This is a genomic window from Tardiphaga sp. 619_E2_N8_4, assembly GCF_051810905.1.
Lineage (GTDB): Bacteria > Pseudomonadota > Alphaproteobacteria > Rhizobiales > Xanthobacteraceae > Tardiphaga > Tardiphaga robiniae.
In genome coordinates, this window is record NZ_JBPWQJ010000001.1 from 2,695,270 (window position 1) to 2,714,133 (window position 18,864).

Consider the following 18,864-nt stretch of genomic DNA (forward strand, 5'->3'; position numbering starts at 1 on the left):
GTGATGGATCGCTTCATCGATTCCATCGAGTGGATTGCCGCGTTCTTCGTCGGTATCGTCGCGCTGAATACCTTCATCGCGGTGTTCATGCGCAAATTCTTCGCAGTCACGATCCCCGATTACTATAATATCGGCCAGTTCATGCTTGGCGTGCTGATCTTCTGGGGCATCGCCGCGACGTCCTATCGCGGCTCGCACATCACCGTCGATCTGGTCTGGGCCAATGCCACGCCAAAGTATCAGCGCTGGATCGACGTGTTCGCAACCTTGGTGCTGCTGTTCGTCGTGACCGTGCAGACCTACACGCTGTTCGACAAGGTCGTGGATACTTATTCGAGCCACATCGTCACCATGGATCTGCAACTGCCGGTCTGGCCGTTCTTCCTGCTGTCATGGATCGGCGACGTTTCGGCGGTGCTGTTGATCGCGATCCGCACTTACAGGCTGATCTTCCATCCGGAAGAGATGCATGAACCCGAAATCAAGACGGCAGAGTAAATCGCATGGATCTCAGTAACGAAGCGGTTGCCGTCATCGGCTTTGTCAGCCTGTTCGTGTTGATGCTGTTGCGCGTGCCGGTTGGCATGGCAATGGGGCTCGTGGGCATCACGGGCTTCGGCTATCTCACTGGTTTTGCGCCAGCGCTGAAACTGGTCGGCCAGACTACCATGCGGACGGTGACGGACTATTCCTTCGGCGTGATCCCGATGTTCCTCCTGATGGGCGCCTTCGTTTCGGTGTCGGGTATCAGCCGCGAACTATTTCGCGCGGCCAACACCTTTGTCGGCCACTGGAAGGGCGGATTGGGCATCGCGACCATCGCCGCCTGCGGCGGCTTTGCCGCGATCTCCGGTTCGTCGGTGGCGACGGCCGCGACATTCTCCGCCGTTGCCTATCCGGAAATGCGGCGTTTCAATTATCCGCAGAGCTTCGCCACGGGTGTCATCGCCGTGGGCGGCACGCTCGGCGCGATGCTGCCGCCGTCCACGGTATTGGCGGTTTACGGCATTATTACCCAGCAAGACATAGGCAAGCTGTTCATCGCCGGCATCGTGCCGGGCCTGCTCGCTATCGTCATGCACATGATCACCATTGCGATCATCGGCGTGGTCAAGCCGGGCTTCTTGCCGGCTGGCCCGAAAGCCTCGTGGCGCGAGCGCGCCGCGGCGATCCGCGATGTCTGGTCGCCATTGTTGCTGTTCGTCTTCGTGATTGGCGGCCTTTATGGCGGCTTCTTCATCCCGACCGAAGCCGGTGCGGTTGGCGCGGTCGGCGCCTTCATCATCGGCGTGCTGCGCGGCAAGCTGAACAAGGACGGCATCCTGCAGTCATTGCTGCAAGCGACGCGGACCGCTGCCGCCGTGTTCACCGTGCTCATCGGTGCGCTGTGCTTTGGCTATTTTCTCACGATTACCCAGACCCCGCAGCACGTCACCGAGTTCCTCACCGGCCTCGGCATCGGCCCCTACGGCGTACTGGCGCTGATCCTCCTGATGTATCTGGTGCTGGGCTGCCTGATGGATGCCATGGCCATGGTGATCCTCACCGTGCCGATCGTGTTTCCGGTGATTATGGCGCTTGGTTTCGATCCGATCTGGTTCGGCATCGTCATTGTCATGACCGTCGAGCTCGGCCTGATTCACCCGCCGGTTGGCATGAACGTGTTCGTCATCAAGAGCGTGATCAAGGACGTCAGCATGTCGACGATATTCAAAGGCGTGCTGCCATTCGTGGTTACCGACCTGATCCGTCTCGTGCTGCTGATCCTGTTCCCGCTGATTGCCACCTGGCTGCCGATGCGGATGATTGGATGACATCATGACGACACCGCAGCTTGCGACGAAGTATGTCTTCAGCCTGTCGATCAAGGTCGGCACGCCGATCGTGGCCGGCGATCTCGGATATGGCATCCGCCGGGTCATCCCGGTCCTTGGCGGCACTGTGCAGGGCGAGGGCATCAAGGGTACGATCCATTCGGGCGGCGCCGATTTTCAGATTATCCGTCCGGATGGCTTCACCGAGCTGGAAGCGAAATATACGTTCGAGCTCGACGACGGGGCCGTGATCTATATCGAGAATATAGGCGTCCGCTTTGGCCCGAAGGAGGCGCTTGATTGCATCGCTCGGGGCGAGGCGGTCGATCCCGCGCTGATCTATTTCCGCTCGGTGCCGAGGTTCGAGACAGGGCATCCCAGGTATCGGTGGCTGATGCAGAGCCTGTTCATCGGCGTCGGCGCACGGCATCCCGATCGCGTCGAACTCGCGGTGCATCAGGCGCTGTAGGGCTCCATCTTCTCCGCTGTCATTGCGAGGAGCAAAGCGACGAGGCAATCCAGTTCTTGGCTTTCTGGATTGCTTCGCTTCGCTCGCAATGGCGGAGGTGTCAGCTTACTTTCTCCGCAATTTCTGGTGTTAAATCTCAATCGACCGGCAAAAAGCCGGCGTTAAACAGGGAGGCGACGATGCTGAGAGCCTGGGTGCTTGGATCTGCGATTTCGCTACTGATGGCTGTGCCTGCGCTGGCGCAGGACTGGACCAAATCGAAATGGGGGCCAAACGACGAAATCGGCGCCGCCAACTACATGAAGCCCGATCTGGTGAAGTCGGCCGCGCAACTGGTGAAGACCGGGAAGACCTATGCGCTCGGCATTCCGGTGGGCGCTGACACGCCGGCCTATCCGCCCCGCGGTTTCAAGATCACCGTGGTACAGCCCGGTCAGGCCGGCAATCCCGGGCTCGGTCCCAATCACGCGACCTACAACGACGACATGCTCAACGGCTGGGTCGGCGTCGGCAGCCAGATGGACGGGCTCGGCCATCTCGGCGTCAATCACGTCTACTATAACGGCAACAAAATTGCAGACTTTGGTGATCCTACTGGCCTTAAGAAGCTCGGCATCGACAAGGTGCCGCCGCTCGTCACCCGTGGCGTGCTGCTGGACATGGCGGCCTACTACAAGACCGACGTGGTCAAGGAAGGCACTGCTTTCAATGTCAAGGAAATCGAGGAGGTCGCCAAGGCGCAGGGCGTTGAGATCAGGCAAGGCGACGTCGTGCTGTTCCACACGGGATGGCTCAGCCTGCTCGGCAAGGACGATAAACGCTACAATGCCGGCGAGCCCGGCCTTGGCGCCGAGGGCGCTAAGTATCTAACCAGCAAGGGTGTCGTCGCGGTCGGCGCCGATACCTGGGGCGTCGAGGTGCTGCCGTTCGAAACCGGCAATGTATTTGAAATCCACCAGATACTTCTGGCGATGAACGGGACTTACATCCTCGAAAACATGGACACATCCGAACTGGCCAAGGACAAAGGCTACGAGTTCCTGTTCGTGCTTGGTCAGCCCCGCTTCAAGGGCGGTGTGCAGAGCATGATCAACCCGGTGGCGATCCGCTAGCCCTGGTAAGAGAGGCGATCCGGTCTATCAGGCGAGACCGGATCGCTGTCGCACCGGAATACCTGACTTTATGCAGGACGAGATCAGCCTATTGCACCGCAAGATTGACTCATGCGCTATTCGTTATAAGATATAATTATTCTAGCCAGGACCTAATCGCGCTCATGAACCAAGCCGTCGCCGCTACCGCTGCCATGCTCCAGATCGAAACCCAAGGCCGCGTGCTGATCGTGGGCCTGAACCGTCCTGCCAAGCGCAACGCGCTGAACGATGGACTGATCCTGGACATCGAGCGTTGCTTCGCGTCGCTGCCCGAGGAAATCGGTGCCGTCGTCGTCCACGGCATCGGCGGGCATTTTTCCGCGGGTCTCGATCTGTCCGAACTCACCGAGCGCGACGCGACAGCCGGCTTGATGCATTCGCGGATGTGGCACCGGGTGTTCGATATCATCCAGCATTGCCGCGTGCCGGTGATTGCAGCGCTGCAGGGTGCCGTCATCGGTGGCGGCCTTGAACTGGCTTGCTCCGCGCATATTCGCGTTGCCGATCCCTCGGCCTATTACGCGCTGCCGGAAGGCAGTCGCGGTATCTTCGTCGGTGGTGGCGGCTCGATGCGTCTGCCGCGACTGATCGGTGTGCACCGGATGGCCGACATGATGCTCACCGGCCGTGTTTACAAGGCGGAGGAAGGCATGGCGCTCGGCTTCGCCCAGTATCTGACGGAAGCCGGCGGCGCCTTGCCCAAGGCCATAGAGCTTGCCGAGCGCGTCGCGCAGAACGCACCGTTGACAAATTTCGCCGTGCTGCAGGCCTTGCCGCTGATCGCCGAAGCCAGTCCGCAGACCGGGCTGATGCTGGAAGCACTGATGGCGTCGGTGGCGCAGAGCGATCAGGAGGCGAAAAATCGCATCAGGGATTTTCTGGAGCGCAAGGCCGGCAAGGTGAAGCCCGGCTGATCCGCGAGAACGACAACCAATAAAAACAAAAAATCGGGACGAATACACAGGGCGGAAACAATGTCTGCAAGTGCCGACAAAATCGATCAGACAAAGCGAGCGATAACCGCGCATCCGCTGCGGCCGATTTCCTATGGCGATCCCGCGGTCACCATCGAGCGCCACGACGACGGCACCATCTATCTGCGTCCGACCAATGCCATCGGCGACTATCCGGACCGTGTCACCGACTATCTGCATCACTGGGCCAGGGAAGCGCCGGATCGCGTCTTCATGGCTGAGCGCGCGGAAGGCGGCGGCTGGCGTGAAGTCACTTACGCGCAGATGCTGGATGCGGTGCGCCACATCGCCTCGGCGCTGCTGTCGCGCGAGCTGTCCGCCGACAAGCCCATTGTCATTCTCTCGGGCAATTCCGTCGATCACGCACTGATCGCTTTCGGCGCGCTCTATGCCGGCATTCCCTACGCTCCGGTGTCGCCGGCCTATTCGCTGGTGTCGAAGGACTACGGCAAGCTCGGCTATCTCATGAAGCTGCTGACGCCGGGGCTGGTCTTCGTCGATGACGCCAATGCGTTTACGAACGCTATTCACTTCAATGTGCCCGAAGGCACTGAAGTCGTCGTAAGTACCGGCGCTCTGCCGGACCGGCGCGTGACCAAACTCTCCGATCTGCTCGTGACACCGGAGGCCGCCAATCTCGACGCTGCGAACGCAGCCATCGGTCCGGATACCATTGCGAAGTTTTTGCTGACCTCCGGCTCCACCGGCAATCCGAAGGCCGTGATCAATACACAGCGCATGATGTGCGCCAACCAGATCATGCTGCGCGATACACTGGCCTTCCTGAAGGACGAGCCGCCGGTGATCATCGACTGGCTGCCATGGAATCATACATTTGGCGGCAATCACAATATCGGGCTGACGCTGTTCAATGGCGGTTCGATGTATCTCGACGACGGCAAGCCGACGCCCGTGGGTATCGAACAGACAATTCGTAATCTCCGCGAGATCTCGCCGACGGTCTATTTCAACGTCCCCAAAGGGTATGAATCGTTGTTGCCGTATTTGCGTGAAGATGCAGAGCTGCGTGAAAAATTCTTTGCACGACTGCATGCGATGTTCTTTTCAGGGGCAGCGCTGTCCGCCTATGTCTGGGACAGTCTTGACGAACTGTCGGTGCAAACCACGGGCGTGCGCGTGCCGATGCTGACGGGTCTCGGTGCAACCGAGACCTCGCCCTTCTTCATGTGCGTCAATCCCGTGACCAGCCGTTCCGGCCATGTCGGTCTTCCGGTGCCGGGCAACGATGCCAAGCTGGTGCCGAACAATGGCAAGATGGAAGTGCGCGCCAAGGGGCCGAACATCACGCCGGGTTACTGGCGCGAGCCGGAACTGACCGCGAAGGCGTTCGACGAGGAAGGCTATTACATCTTCGGCGATGCGCTGAAGGCCGTCGATCCCGATGATCTCTCCGCTGGCTTCGATTTCGACGGTCGCATCTCCGAGGATTTCAAACTCGGCAGCGGCACCTGGGTCAGTGTCGGCCCGCTACGCGCGCGCTTCGTCGGCACTTGCGCGCCGCTGGTGCGCGATGTGGTCATCGCCGGCATCAACCGCGACGAACTCGCAGCTCTCGTTATTCTCGATCTCGATGGCTGCCGTGTGATCAATCCCGATCTTCCTGCGGCCGACCTCGCTGCGGCAGTCAATGATCCGATCGTCCGCAACGCGTTCCGTGAGCGCCTCGCACGTTTCATAGCCGGTGCTACCGGCTCGTCCACGCGGATTGCCAAGGCGGTGCTGCTCGACACCCCGCTGTCCATCGATCGTGGTGAGGTCACGGACAAGGGCTCGGTCAATCAGCGCGCCGTGCTGGAGCATCGCGCCAGGTTGATCGACGATATCTATGGGAATCCGGAAGTCGCGAAAGTGATCGCGATCTAGTTGAAAGCCGCCAATGAACGGCAGAAAAATCAACACAGGAGGAACACCATGCAACTGAAGAACCAATCCGCTATCGTCACCGGTGGCGCTTCCGGTCTCGGCGCTGCGACCGCCCGTAGGCTCGCCGCGCAGGGCGCGAAAGTCGCGCTGCTCGATCTCAACACCGCCCTCGCCGAAACCGTTGCCAAGGAAATCGGCGGTGTTGCCATTTCCTGCGACGTGTCCGACGCGGCCTCTGCCGAAGCCGCGGTCGCCGCCGCCGCCACGGCGCACGGTCCGGCGCGTGTGCTGGTGAACTGCGCCGGCATCGGCGTCGCCAAGCGCGTGATCGGCCGCGATGGTCCGATGGCGCTCGGCGATTTCGACAAGGTCATCCGCGTCAACCTGATTGGCTCGTTCAACATGATCCGCCTGGCAACGGACCCGATGTCCAAGCTGGAGCCGCTGGAGACCGGCGAGCGTGGCGTGGTGATCTCGACGGCCTCGGTGGCGGCCTATGACGGCCAGATCGGCCAGTCTGCCTATTCGGCCTCCAAAGGTGGCATCGTCGGCATGACGCTGCCCATTGCCCGCGAAATGGCCCAGTTTGGCATTCGGGTGCTGACCATCGCGCCGGGCCTGTTCATGACGCCGCTTTTGGCGGGCCTGCCGCAGGAGGCGCAGGACAGTCTCGCCGCAGCGATCCCGTTCCCACGCCGGCTCGGCCATGCCGACGAATTCGCGTCTCTCGCACTGCACATGATCGACAATCCGTATCTCAACGGCGAGGTGGTCCGGCTCGACGCCTCGCTGCGCATGGCGCCACGTTAAGCTTGCGGCAAAGCATCAGTGCGCCAGCCCTTTACCGGTACGGGCGCACTGACCTAAAGAAGGGGCTGATAAGCCAGCCGAACTTTGATTTAGCTGAAGCCATAAAAAATGACTCTGAGGGAGAGACCCATGACCAAGCATCACTTGGCGATCGCGGCTGTTGCCGCATCGCTGGCACTCGCTGCACCGGCTTTTGCCCAAACCTCCGACATCACTATCGGCATCACCACGTCAACCACGGGCCCCGCGGCGGCGCTGGGCATTCCCGAACGCAACGCGCTGGAATTCGTGCCGAAGGAAATCGGCGGCGTGCCGCTCAAGATCATCGTGCTCGACGATGGCGGCGATCCGACCACCGCGACCACCAATGCCCGCCGTTTCATGACCGAATCCAAGGCCGACATCATCATGGGTTCGGCGGTGACGCCAACCAGCATTGCGGTGTCCAACGTGGCCAACGAAGCTGGCATCCCGCATTTCGCCCTGTCGCCGCTGCCGATCACGCCGGAACGCGCCAAGTGGTCGGTGGCCATGCCCCAGCCCGTGCCAATCGTCGGCAAGGTGATGTACGACCACATGAAGTCCAAGGGCATCAAGACCATCGGCTATATCGGCTATTCCGATAGCTACGGCGATCTGTGGTTCAACGATCTCAAGACCCAGGCGGTGCCGATGGGCATCAACATCGCGGCGGAAGAGCGTTTTGCCCGTCCGGATACGTCGGTCACCGGTCAGGTACTGAAACTGCTTGCTGCCAATCCTGACGCGATCCTGGTCGGCGCCTCCGGCACCGCCGCCGCGCTGCCGCAGACCGAATTGCGCGACAAGGGCTACAAGGGCCTGATCTACCAGACCCACGGCGCCGCCTCGATGGACTTCATCCGTATCGCCGGCAAGGCCGCCGAAGGCGTGCTGATGGCCTCCGGCCCGGTGATGTATCCGGAAGGCCAGGCCGATACGGCCCTGACAAAGAAGCCCGGCATGACGCTCAACACCGCCTATGAGGCCAAATACGGCCCGAACAGCCGCAGCCAGTTCGCCGGCCACTCCTATGACGCCTTCGAGGTGCTGAAGCGAGTGATCCCGACGGCGCTGAAGACCGCCAAGCCTGGCACTCCGGAGTTCCGCGAGGCGATCCGGCAGGCGCTGCTCACCGAGCGTGAGATTGCCGCCACCCAGGGCGTCTACAACTTCACGGAAAAGGATCGGTATGGTCTGGATGAGCGTTCGCGCATCTTGCTGACGGTGAAAGACGGCAAATACGTTCTCGCCCAGTAATGCAGATCTGACGGAGGGCAGTGGCGCGAAGCGTCTTTGCTTCGCCGGCATTTTTCGATAACAAGGCCGGCCCTCGCCAGAGGGTCGGCTTTTTGCTGTGCGCGAGCCTTCGCGCGGCCACAACCAGCGCCACGTCTGCCGGTATCGCTGCCGCTTTCGGCGCTCTCCGCTTCCACACGAGAAAGATAAGACATGTCTAAGCTTCATCTGGCGATCGCGGCTGTTGCCGTCTCGCTGGCGATTGCCGCCCCCGCCGAAACCCAGACTGCCGACATCACCATCGGCATCAGCCTGTCGACCACCGGCCCTGCCGCGGCGCTGGGCGTGCCCGAGCGCAATGCGCTGGAATTCGTGCCCAAGGAGATCGGCGGTGTGCCGCTGAAGCTGGTCGTGCTCGACGATGGCGGCGATCCTTCTGTCGCCACCACCAACGCGCGCCGTTTCGTGTCGGAATCCAAGGCCGACATCATGGTCGGGTCGTCGATCGTGCCGTCCTCGGTCGCCATCTCGGCGGTCGCCAATGAAGCCGGCGTGCCGCATTTCAGCCTGTCGCCGATGCCGTTCACGCCCGCGCGCGTGAAGTGGTCGGTGGACATGCCGCAGCCGGTCGAGATCGTCGGCAAGGTCATGTACGACCACATGAAGGTCCACGGCGTGAAGACCATCGGCTATGTCGGCTATTCGGACAGCTATGGCGATCTGTGGTTCAACGACCTCAAGGCGCAGACATCAGCGATGGGCATGTCCATCGTCGACGATGAGCGCTTCGCGCGTCCGGATACGTCGATCACCGGTCAGGCGCTGAAGCTGATTGTAGCCAATCCCGATGCAATCCTGATCGGCGCCGCCGGCACCGGTGCCGGCATGCCGCAGTCCGAACTGCGTGACCGCGGCTACAAGGGCCTGATCTATCAGACCCATGGCGCCGCCTCATCAGACTTCATCCGCATCGCCGGAAAATCCGCCGAAAACGTGCTGATGGCTGCGGGTCCCGTGATGTATCCGGAAGGCCAGCCGGACTCGGCGCTGACCAAGAAGCCCGGCCTTGAACTCAACGCAGCCTATGAAGCCAAATACGGCGCCAACAGCCGCAGTCAGTTCGCCGGTCACGCCTATGACGTGTTCGAAGTGCTGAAGCGCGTCGTGCCCGTGGTGTTGAAGACCGCTAAGCCCGGCACCCCGGAATTCCGCGAGGCCATCCGCCAGGCGCTGATGAGCGAGAAGGAAATCGCGGCCACCCAGGGCGTCTACAACTACACCGAAAAGGACCGCAACGGCGTCGACGACCGTTCGCGGATCCTGCTGACGGTCAAGGACGGGAAGTACGTTCCGGCGAAGTAAGCGCTGAACTCAAGAAACGAAAAAGCCGGTTGTCGCGAGACAGCCGGCCTTTTGTATGGGTGCGTAGCGAAGCTGTTAGTCCAGCGGCCGCCGTTTGCGCACGTCAGCATCGGACGGTTGGAATGCCGCGCCATCCTTATAGACCGTGTCGGTCATCACGCCTTTGCCGTCATTGACGCCGGTGTGTCCGACATAAAGACCGAGGGTCGCCTGATGATCGATACCTCGGAAGGTGATCGGTCCGGCGGGGCTATCGAATGTCAGATCGGCAAATGAGGCGACCAGCTTCTCGGACTCCGTCGATCCTGCCTTCTTGATGCCTGCGGCCAGCGCCTTGCCTGTCGCATAGCCGACCAGTGACGCCATTCGCGGATAGTCTTTGTACTTGGCCTGATAGTCTTTCAGGAAGACCTCATGTGCGGGCGTCTTGATCAGGTACCAGGGGTAACCTGTGACGATCCAGTTCTTGGGAGCGTCGTCTTTCAGCGGGTCGAGATATTCAGGCTCGCCGGTCAGCAGGCTGACGACCTCGCGCTTTTCGAATATGCCGCGCGTATTGCCCTCGCGGACGAATTTGGCGAGATCGGGCCCGAACAGAACGTTGAAGATCGCATCAGGCTTGGCATCGTCGAGCGCCTGAGCGACTGCGCCAGCTTCGATCTTGCCGAGCGGCGGCGCTAGGTCGGCGACGAATTCGACATCGGGCTGCTGTTTTTTCAGCAAGGCCTTGAAGGTGGCGACGGCAGACTGGCCGTATTCGTAATTCGGATAGACCATCGCCCAGCGCTTCTTCTTCAGCTTCACCGCGTCCGGCACCAGCGCAGCGGCATGCGTATAGGTCGAGGGCCGTAGCCGATAGGTGTAGCGGTTGCCATTTTCCCAGATCAGCTTGTCGGTGAGCGGCGCCGAGGCAAGGAAGAACATTTTGCGCTGCTTGGCGAAGTCGGCGACGGCAAGGCCGACATGGCTGAGGATGGTGCCGGTCAGGATATCGACATTCTCGCGCAGGATCAGTTCGTCAGCCGCCCGCACGGCTTCATTGGGATTGGCGCCGTCGTCGCGATAGACCATTTCGAGCCTCTTGCCGAGTACGCCGCCCGCAGCATTGGCTTCGGCAATCGCAAGGTCGAGACCGTTGCGATAGGGCTGCGTATTGGCGACCATTGCCTTGTAGCTGTTGAGATCGCCGATCTTGATCGTATCGCCTGCCTGCGCAGCCGTGGATGCTGATCCCAGCAACAGGAGCGTCAGTAACGTTTTTACCCGAAAGGCCATTTCTGTCCCCTTGTGTTGATCTGGAAGAGTGGGGCGGGTATCCGCCGCGCGGCACGGCGTCGATTCAGGCGATGGCGGCTATCGCAACATCCTTGCGCTCGGCTTCGATCATGCGCTCGACCATTTGACGCATGCGGATCGGTGCGCCATCGATGGCGATCCGTAGCGGGCGCCGCGTGCGCGGTTCGCGCTCGTTTTGATGAATCGCCTCAAGGATGTCCTTGTCCTCCTGAAATGCGATGCGGAATTGGTCCGACAGGCGCCTGTTGGTGTCGTCGTCGGCCTTGAAGTTCTTTACGTGCAGCCAGTGGTCGATGCAGTTGTTCTCGTCGACCGGCGTGATGAAGTGGCAGGCGAATATCTGGATGCAGTCGTCGCGGCTGCCTTCGGGGGCGCCGGTGCCTGTGGTAGCGCTGCCGAAATCGATCACCGCGATGCTTGGCGCGTGATAGTGGTAATAGTGCCAGCGATCGACATGGCCCGTGAAATTGCCGAATTTTTGGAACAGCGGGATCGCCGGTGAATCGATGATCCAGCGCCAGGTGACGAGATAGTCCTCGCCGCGCTTCTCCGTTTCCACCGGCACTTCCTCGCCGGCTGAATTCCCTAGCGTCGAGAGGTGTACGAAGCTGACATGGGCGGGGTCGCACAGATTGTCGGCGAGATTGAGATAGTTACATCCAATATGCAGTGCGTCGCCTTCCACCGCGCTCCATTCCGGATCGGCAAACTGCGGCAGGTCATATATTCTGGCGGGATCGGCGAGCGCCGCGTCGCCCATCCAGATCCAGATCAGGCCCATCTTCTCGACAACAGGGAAGCTACGTACCTGCGCATTGGCGGGTATGTTCTTTTGACCGGGGATACGAACGCAGCGGCCGGTCGCGCCGTCAAAGGTCAGGCCATGATAACCGCACTCCAGCGTTGAGCCCTTGATCCGTCCCATCGACAGCGGCGCCAACCGATGCGGGCAGGCGTCTTCCAATGCATGGATCTCGCCATCTTCACCGCGATACAGCGCAACGAGTTCGCCGAGGATGCGCCGCTGTACCGGCTTGTCGATGACGTCGCGCGACCATGTTGCGGGATACCAGGTGTCGCGGACATAGACATAGGAGGCTGGCTGCTGGTCTCGCTCAATCATCGCCATTACTCCGGTAAGCTGCGAAAGGTTGCTCTATTTATTGAAGTAAACACTTAACGAATATAGACCTGATCTAAATCTGACGTCCAGCTCAAGATTTATTCGAAGCTGCGCAGGCTTGTGGCAGCCGCTGTGGCAGCGCATAGAAGGTGCCGATGAGAGCAAGGGAATCGCTTTAAATGGCTGAAAAACGTGCTATTGCCGCGCGAACCGCAACGCGCCGCGCGCCGGCGACCGCGGCCAGATCGGCGACCCGGCCGGACGACGCGATGCCAGGACGCAAGGCAGCGGTGCCCAAACGCGCGCCACGGGGGCGGCCGAAACTCGTCGATGGCGGTATCATTCGCAAGAATATCCTGGACGCTGCGATCCGGATTTTTGCCGAGCGCGGCCTCAGCGGTGCGCGGATCGCGACGATCTCGAAGCTCGCCAAGTCCAACGACCGGATGATCTATTACTACTTCGGCAGCAAGGAGAAGCTGTATATCGCGGTGCTGGAAACACTGTACGTCAACATGACGGATGCGGAGCGCGAACTGGCGCTCGATCTGACTGACCCGATGGATGCGCTGCGTCGGCTCGCGGTTTTCACCATGCGACACTATATCGAACATCCCGAGATGATCACGGTACTCAACAACGAGAACCTGCATCGCGGCAGGCACGTCTCGAAAGCCAAGAGCCTTAAGCGGCTTTCATCGCCGGCACTGGAAATGGTCGAGAAGATCGTCAGCCGCGGTATCTCCGAGCGTGTGTTCCGCGCCGATGTCGAGCCGCTGCAGCTCTACATCGCCATTATGTCGCTGAACTATTTTTATGTCGCCAACCGCTGGACGCTGACGGCGTTTCTCGGCCGTGACCTGATGGATGCGGGCGAGCTCGCGCGCTGGCAGGACTGGGTCTGGAAGATGCTAGAGCGGTCCGTCGCACGCTAGAAGGCGCGCGCATCCCGATTAGATCGCGCTCTCGCCTTCGTGCTGGAAACCCAGATAGCTCGCCACTACGCGTTGGTTGCTGGCGATATCGCTGGCGGCGCCATCCAGGATGAACTCGCCGAGCTCCATCACATAAGCGCGGTCGGCGATCTTCAGTGCCGCCTGCGCATTCTGCTCGACCAGCAGCACTGAGACGCCGGCAGCCTTCAGCTCGCTGACGATGCGGAAAATGTCGGCGACGATGATCGGGGCGAGGCCGAGGCTTGGTTCGTCGAGCATTAGCAGCTTCGGCGCGCCCATCAGTGCGCGGCCCATGGCCAGCATCTGCTGTTCGCCGCCCGATAATGTGCCGGCGAGCTGCTTGCGGCGTTCCTTGAGGCGCGGGAACAGGGTGTAGACGTGCTCGAAAGATCGCGCGGCAGTCGCCTTGTCGATACGGAAGGCGCCGAGCAGCAGGTTGTCTTCCACATTCATCGTGGCGAACAATTCGCGATGCTCGGGCACGAGGCTGAGGCCGGCAGCGACGCGGTCTTCGATGTCGATCTTGGAGACGTCATGTCCGGCGAATGCCACGCTACCCTTCAGCGGCAGGATACCCATCACCGCATTGAGCAGCGTGGTTTTGCCGGCGCCATTGGCGCCAATGATCGTGACGATCTCGTCGGTGCGAACCTCGAGATTGACCGCACGCACGGCCTCGACCTTGCCATAGGCGACATGCGCATCAGAGACTTGTAGCAACGCGCTCATGCGACCGCTCCCAGATAGGCCTTGATGACGTCGGGATTGGTCTTGATGTCAGCCGGTGTGCCCTCGGCGATCTTGGTACCGAAATCGAGCACCACGATGCGGTTGGCGAGATTCATGACGAAGCCCATGTCGTGTTCGACCAGCAGCACCGACATGCCGCCGTCGCGGAGCTGGCGCAGCAGCGATGCCAGTTGCTGCTTCTCCATGTGGCGCAAGCCGGCCGCGGGCTCGTCGAGCAGCAGCAGCATCGGATCGACGCAGAGTGCGCGGGCGATCTCGACGATGCGCTGCTGGCCGAGCGACAAGGATCCCGCAAGCTGGTTCATCTGGTCGCCGAGACCGACACGTTCGATCTGCTTGGCAGCTTCCGCGAGCAGCTTCGCTTCGTCGGCGCGGTCAAGCCTCAGCATGCTGGCGATAGCGCCCGAACGTCCGCGCAGATGCGCGCCGAGGGCGACGTTTTCCAGCACGGTCATATCGGGCACCAGCTTCACATGCTGGAAGGTACGGGCAATGCCGAGCTTGACGATCTCCTGCGGCGGCGCGCCGGACACACCCTTGCCGAGTACCGTGACCTTGCCGGCGGTTGCGGCCAGTACGCCGGTGATTAGGTTGAAGGTCGTACTCTTGCCGGCGCCGTTGGGGCCGATCAAAGCGACGATCTCGCGCGCCTGCACATTGAACGACACGTCGTTGACGGCGACGACGCCGCCGAACTGTTTGCGCGCCTTGTCGACCTGCAGCAAGACGCCGGTATCCGGACGGTGGTCGTTGCGGGCGGGCAGTGCATCGGCTGGCGCGGGGCGCTTGCGGCTGTCGCCGGCCGGCAGCCACGCGGTCAGCCACGGCCACATGCCAGTTGGCGCGAGTTGCAGCAGCGCGACGAGCAGGATGCCGAACACGATGGTTTCGAGCTGGCCTCCGCCGCCGCCGAAGATCAGCGGGAGATAGCTTTGAAGCACTTCCTTGAGGATCACGACCACGGCCGCACCGAGCACACCGCCCCAGACATAGCCGGCGCCGCCGACCACCGCGATGAACAGATATTCGATGCCAAGATGCGGTCCGAACGGCGTCGGATTCGCAGCGCGCTGGAAATGCGCGTAGAGCCAGCCGGACAGGCCGGCGAGAACTGCTGCGTAGATGAAGACCAAGAGCTTTGCGCGTGCGGTCTGTACGCCGAAGGCTTCGGCTGCGATATGGCCGCGGCGTAGCGCGCGGATGGCGCGGCCGGTCCGCGAGTCCAGAAGGTTCATCGACAGCAGCGCGCAGATGATGACCGCGATCCAGATCGGGAAATAGATCGAACCGGGATCCAGCATCTTCCACGTGCCGATCGACAGCGGCGGGATGCCCGAGATGCCGTCGTTACGGCCGAGGAATTCCAGCTTGCTGAACAGATAGAACAGGCTGATGCCCCAGGCGATGGTGCCGAGCGGAAGATAGTGGCCCGACAGACGCATGGTGATGATGCCGAGCAGTACCGCGGCGAGGCCCGAGACGATCAGTGACATCGGCAGCGTCAGCCACGGCGACATGCCATAGGCGGTGCTGAGGTAGGCCGTCGTATAGGCGCCGAAACCGCAGAACGCCGCCTGGCCAAATGAGGTCAGGCCGCCGACGCCAGTGAGCAGCACGAGGCCCATGGCGACGAGCGCGGCGAGGCCGATATTGTCGAGCAGCACGATCCAGAATGGCGGCACGCCCGGCACGAACGGGATCGCAGCCATCACCAGCGCGAAGACGAGAATGGGAAGGAGACGCTGTCGCATGGCGCTTAATCCTTCTCTTCTTCGACTTCAGGTGCGGCGAGCGAGCGCAGCACCAAAACCGGAAGGATCAGCGTGAAGACGATGACCTCTTTGTAGTTGCTCGCATAGAAGGACGAGAATGCCTCGACGCAGCCGACCAGGATCGCGGCGGCAGCCGTCAGCGGATAGCTGACGAGGCCGCCGATGATCGCGGCGACGAAGCCCTTCAGGCCGATCAGGAAGCCGGTGTCGTAATAGAGCGTGGTGATCGGCACGATCAGAATGCCTGAGATGGCGCCGATGACCGAGGCCAGCAGGAATGCGATCTGACCCGACAGTGAGGTGCGGATGCCGGCGAGGCGAGCACCGAGGCGGTTTACCGCCGTGGCGCGCAGCGCTTTGCCATAAAGCGTGTAGCCGAAGAACAGCCACAACCCGACGATCAGCGCGATGGTGATGCCATAGACGGCGATGCTCTGGCCGGTGAAGCGCAGCGCGCCGATGGTGATGGCGTCAGACGAGATCGCAGGGCCGCGCTGGCCTTCGGCGCCGAAGAAGACGAGGCCAAACCCCTGCAGCGCGAGGTGGCAGCCCACCGAGGCGATCAGCAGTACCAGAACCGATGTGTGGGCGATCGGCTGGAACGCGATGCGATAGAGATAAAGGCCGATGGCGGCGACGATCAGCAGCGAAAGCGCGATGTTGAGGGCGATATTCCCCGGCCGTCCACCCAGCGCCCACATCACGCCCCAGATCGCCAGCGGGAACACGATATTGACCGCAATCGAGCGCAGTACGCGCCTGGCATGGAGCGCCTTGCGGAAGGTGAAGAGATCGAAGGCAAAGGCCACGACGCCCATGGCGACGGCGAGCTTGATGGTGCCAGGCATCTGGCCGGCCGAGAGGCTGGCATAGGTCAGCGCGCCAAAGGTGATGAATTCGCCCTGGGGGATCAGGATGATACGTGTGACCGCAAAGACCAGCACCAGGGCCAGCCCGAGCAGCGCATAAATCGCGCCATTGGTGATGCCGTCCTGCAAAAGGAACAGCAAAATCGTCGTATTCAAAGCCGCGCGCTCCCCCACACTGTCTGGCGCGCCGGATACCACAGGCGCGGGACGATCAACAATGGCGGTTGAAACCCGCCCTCTATTTGATATACTTCATAACGATTATTGAACATAATCTCAAGGCCTGTCGCACGCCGCCCAGGTGTTTCATTCAAGCCGCCGGGTATCGCGGAAAGCGAGCGATGACTGTTTCAAAGATGACGTCTCAGGATCAAGCCAAGCAGGTCGCGCCCGTCGGGTTCGACGAGGAGGGCGGTGCGCTGCAGCTCGGCGAACTGTCCGAACTGCTAGGCTATTCGCTGAAACGTGCGCAGTTGAAAGTGTTTGAAGACTTCCTACGCTGCATGGCGCCACTGCAGCTGACGCCGGCGCAGTTCTCGGTGCTGCTGCTGCTGGACAAGAACCCGGGCCGCAACCAGACCGAAATCGCCAATACGCTCGGCATTCTCCGTCCGAATTTCGTTTCGCTGCTTGACGCTCTCGAGAGTCGCGACTTGCTGACGCGGATGCGCTCGCCGAGCGATCGCCGCTCCCACGTGCTGATGCTCACCGACAAGGGGCGTGCCACGCTGGCCCGCGCCAAGAAGCTGGTGGCGACGCGGCATGAAGCGCGGCTGATCGAGGTGCTGGGGCCGGCCGAGCACAAGGCGCTGCTCGGGATGATGGCGAAGATTGCCCGCGAGTTTTAGCCAAACACTCGTCATTCCGGGGCGGGACCGGCGCCGCAGGCGACGGGACCGAGCCCGGAACCTCGACATGTGACACTCATATCGGGATCGCCACTCCAAGTGGAGTGGCTGAGGTTCACGCGAGCGGCGCTCGCACGCCCCGGAATGACGGTGTGGGTTACCCCACCAAAATCACCCTGATATCATTCACATTGGTCAGCGTCGGCCCGGTCTGCAGCAGATCGCCTGTCGCGGTGAAGAACGTCGTCGCGTCGTTATTCGCCAGCGTTGCCTTCGCATCGAGCTTCTGTGCGCGCATTGCCTCGAACGTACGCGCATCGATGACCGCGCCGGCGGGATCGCTGGCGCTGCCGGCGCCGCCATCAGCGCCGTCGGTGTCGCCGGCGAGCGCGACGATGCCGGTGGTATCCTTGAAAGCATCCGCGAGCGCTAGCGCGTATTCCTGGTTCGGGCCGCCGCGGCCGTTGCCCGTGACGGTCACAGTGAGTTCGCCGCCGGAGAGGATCGCGAGCTTCTTGCCGTCGGCCTTGGCCTTAAGCGCCAGCTTCGCATGCTCGGCGGCAACCTCGCGCGCTTCGCCTTCGAGATCGGCGCCGAGATCGACAATCTCATAGCCGGCATCACTGGCCACCTTGATCGCGGCATCGAGTGACTCGCGCGGACGCGCGATCAGCTCAAAACGCGCACGTGCGAATGCGACGTCGTTCGGCTTCACGCTTTCATTGGCCTCATCGCTGAGCGCCGCCCGTACCGCGTCATCGATGGCGAGATTGAATTTCGCGATGATGGCACGGGCATCGGCCAGCGTTGTTGTATCCGGCACCGTCGGTCCCGATGCGATCACGGCGGGATCGTCATGCGGCACGTCGGAAATCGCCAGCGACACGATCTCGGCCTTCTGCCCAGCGCGGGCAAGGCGGCCGCCCTTGATACGCGACAGATGCTTGCGCACGGTGTTGATCTCGCCGATCACCGCGCCGGAGCGAAGTAGCGCGCGGTTGAGCTGCTGCTTCTGCTGGAAGGTGATGCCCGCCACAGGCGCGGTCCAGTTGGCGGAGCCGCCGCCCGAGATCAGCACCAGCAACAGGTCGTCGGCAGTGGCTTCCGCCGCGAGCTTGAGGCTGTCATCGGCACCCTTGAGGCCTGCTTCATCGGGCACGGGATGGCCGGCCTCGACCACATGAATGCGCCGTGTCGGCACCCCATGGCCATGGCGCGTGGTGGCGATGCCGGTGAGGCGCGCGGGATCGAGCTTCAGCGTGTCGAGATAATGCGCCTCTGCGGCAGCGGCCATGGCCGCGGCGCCCTTGCCGGCGGCGAGGCAGATGATGCGGCCTTTCGGCGGCGCCGGCAGGTGGGCGCTGAGGATGACATCGGGATGGGCCGCAGCAACTGCGGCATCGAAAATTGCGCGGAGCAGGGGGCGTTTGTCGGTCATGCTCGGGGTTATGCCGCTCTACGGCAGGGACGGCAAGCGCTTCCCCTCGCCCCCGGACGCGGCGCAGTCGCGACTGGTGGGAGAGGGT

At 61.8% G+C, this 18,864-nt stretch carries 17 protein-coding genes; 11 read left to right on the top strand and 6 right to left on the bottom strand.

The genetic code is table 11. The features are described from left to right. The first annotated feature begins 3 nt into the window (after positions 1 to 3). The 9 genes from AB8A23_RS12890 (at position 4) to AB8A23_RS12930 (ending at position 9,724) form a co-directional block, all read left to right on the top strand. Positions 4 to 498 carry a TRAP transporter small permease gene (locus AB8A23_RS12890; RefSeq protein ID WP_231081064.1) on the top strand — a complete coding sequence of 165 codons (495 nt, stop codon included), beginning with the start codon at positions 4 to 6 and terminating at the stop codon, positions 496 to 498. A 5-nt stretch (positions 499 to 503) separates the two neighbouring features. Next, on the top strand, positions 504 to 1,814 hold the full coding sequence (locus tag AB8A23_RS12895; RefSeq protein WP_089265454.1) for a TRAP transporter large permease: 1,311 nt from the start codon (positions 504 to 506) through the stop codon (positions 1,812 to 1,814). 4 nt (positions 1,815 to 1,818) lie between these two features. Further along, on the top strand, positions 1,819 to 2,283 hold the full coding sequence (locus tag AB8A23_RS12900) for a DUF3237 domain-containing protein (protein WP_439059534.1): 465 nt from the start codon (positions 1,819 to 1,821) through the stop codon (positions 2,281 to 2,283). 179 nt (positions 2,284 to 2,462) lie between these two features. Further along, complete coding sequence (locus AB8A23_RS12905) at positions 2,463 to 3,395, top strand: cyclase family protein (RefSeq protein WP_231079693.1); 933 nt, start codon at positions 2,463 to 2,465, stop codon at positions 3,393 to 3,395. Positions 3,396 to 3,559: 164 nt separating this feature from the next. After that, the gene (locus AB8A23_RS12910; RefSeq protein ID WP_184511528.1) at positions 3,560 to 4,351 is read left to right on the top strand and encodes a crotonase/enoyl-CoA hydratase family protein; all 792 of its coding nucleotides are present in this window, start codon (positions 3,560 to 3,562) and stop codon (positions 4,349 to 4,351) included. Between the two features lie 60 nt (positions 4,352 to 4,411). Beyond that, positions 4,412 to 6,295, top strand: coding sequence for a feruloyl-CoA synthase (locus AB8A23_RS12915; protein WP_439059533.1), 1,884 nt, complete (start codon positions 4,412 to 4,414; stop codon positions 6,293 to 6,295). A gap of 48 nt (positions 6,296 to 6,343) precedes the next feature. Next, a complete protein-coding gene (locus AB8A23_RS12920) occupies positions 6,344 to 7,105 on the top strand; it encodes an SDR family NAD(P)-dependent oxidoreductase (RefSeq protein WP_439059532.1) in 762 nt (253 codons plus the stop codon). Positions 7,106 to 7,234: 129 nt separating this feature from the next. Beyond that, positions 7,235 to 8,383, top strand: a complete 1,149-nt coding sequence (locus AB8A23_RS12925) for an ABC transporter substrate-binding protein (protein ID WP_093756840.1) — start codon at positions 7,235 to 7,237, stop codon at positions 8,381 to 8,383. Between the two features lie 192 nt (positions 8,384 to 8,575). Further along, the gene (locus AB8A23_RS12930) at positions 8,576 to 9,724 is read left to right on the top strand and encodes an ABC transporter substrate-binding protein (RefSeq protein WP_439059531.1); all 1,149 of its coding nucleotides are present in this window, start codon (positions 8,576 to 8,578) and stop codon (positions 9,722 to 9,724) included. A 75-nt stretch (positions 9,725 to 9,799) separates the two neighbouring features. Here the strand turns inward: AB8A23_RS12930 and AB8A23_RS12935 are convergent, their stop codons facing one another. Both AB8A23_RS12935 and AB8A23_RS12940 read right to left on the bottom strand, forming a co-directional pair. Further along, complete coding sequence (locus AB8A23_RS12935; RefSeq protein WP_309948479.1) at positions 9,800 to 10,999, bottom strand: ABC transporter substrate-binding protein; 1,200 nt, start codon at positions 10,997 to 10,999, stop codon at positions 9,800 to 9,802. Between the two features lie 64 nt (positions 11,000 to 11,063). Then, complete coding sequence (locus AB8A23_RS12940) at positions 11,064 to 12,143, bottom strand: aromatic ring-hydroxylating dioxygenase subunit alpha (RefSeq protein ID WP_309948478.1); 1,080 nt, start codon at positions 12,141 to 12,143, stop codon at positions 11,064 to 11,066. A 179-nt stretch (positions 12,144 to 12,322) separates the two neighbouring features. Between AB8A23_RS12940 and AB8A23_RS12945 the strand changes: the two genes are divergently transcribed. Further along, positions 12,323 to 13,078, top strand: coding sequence for a TetR/AcrR family transcriptional regulator (locus AB8A23_RS12945; protein ID WP_439059530.1), 756 nt, complete (start codon positions 12,323 to 12,325; stop codon positions 13,076 to 13,078). 18 nt (positions 13,079 to 13,096) lie between these two features. Here AB8A23_RS12945 and AB8A23_RS12950 read toward each other — a convergent pair whose 3' ends face one another. The 3 genes from AB8A23_RS12950 to AB8A23_RS12960 are packed head-to-tail and all read right to left on the bottom strand — an operon-like array spanning position 13,097 to position 16,646. After that, the gene (locus tag AB8A23_RS12950; RefSeq protein WP_439059529.1) at positions 13,097 to 13,828 is read right to left on the bottom strand and encodes an ABC transporter ATP-binding protein; all 732 of its coding nucleotides are present in this window, start codon (positions 13,826 to 13,828) and stop codon (positions 13,097 to 13,099) included. Then, on the bottom strand, positions 13,825 to 15,600 hold the full coding sequence (locus AB8A23_RS12955; protein WP_175368284.1) for a branched-chain amino acid ABC transporter ATP-binding protein/permease: 1,776 nt from the start codon (positions 15,598 to 15,600) through the stop codon (positions 13,825 to 13,827). Before AB8A23_RS12955 ends, AB8A23_RS12950 begins: the two co-directional genes overlap by 4 nt. Positions 15,601 to 15,605: 5 nt before the next feature. Next, the gene (locus AB8A23_RS12960; protein ID WP_175368285.1) at positions 15,606 to 16,646 is read right to left on the bottom strand and encodes a branched-chain amino acid ABC transporter permease; all 1,041 of its coding nucleotides are present in this window, start codon (positions 16,644 to 16,646) and stop codon (positions 15,606 to 15,608) included. 185 nt (positions 16,647 to 16,831) lie between these two features. On the opposite strand from AB8A23_RS12960, the gene AB8A23_RS12965 reads away from it, so the two are divergent. Beyond that, positions 16,832 to 17,338 carry a MarR family winged helix-turn-helix transcriptional regulator gene (locus AB8A23_RS12965; protein WP_081421958.1) on the top strand — a complete coding sequence of 169 codons (507 nt, stop codon included), beginning with the start codon at positions 16,832 to 16,834 and terminating at the stop codon, positions 17,336 to 17,338. Positions 17,339 to 17,495: 157 nt separating this feature from the next. On the opposite strand, the gene AB8A23_RS12970 is transcribed toward AB8A23_RS12965, so the two are convergent. Beyond that, positions 17,496 to 18,776, bottom strand: coding sequence for a glycerate kinase type-2 family protein (locus AB8A23_RS12970; RefSeq protein WP_175368286.1), 1,281 nt, complete (start codon positions 18,774 to 18,776; stop codon positions 17,496 to 17,498). Positions 18,777 to 18,864 lie beyond the last annotated feature (88 nt).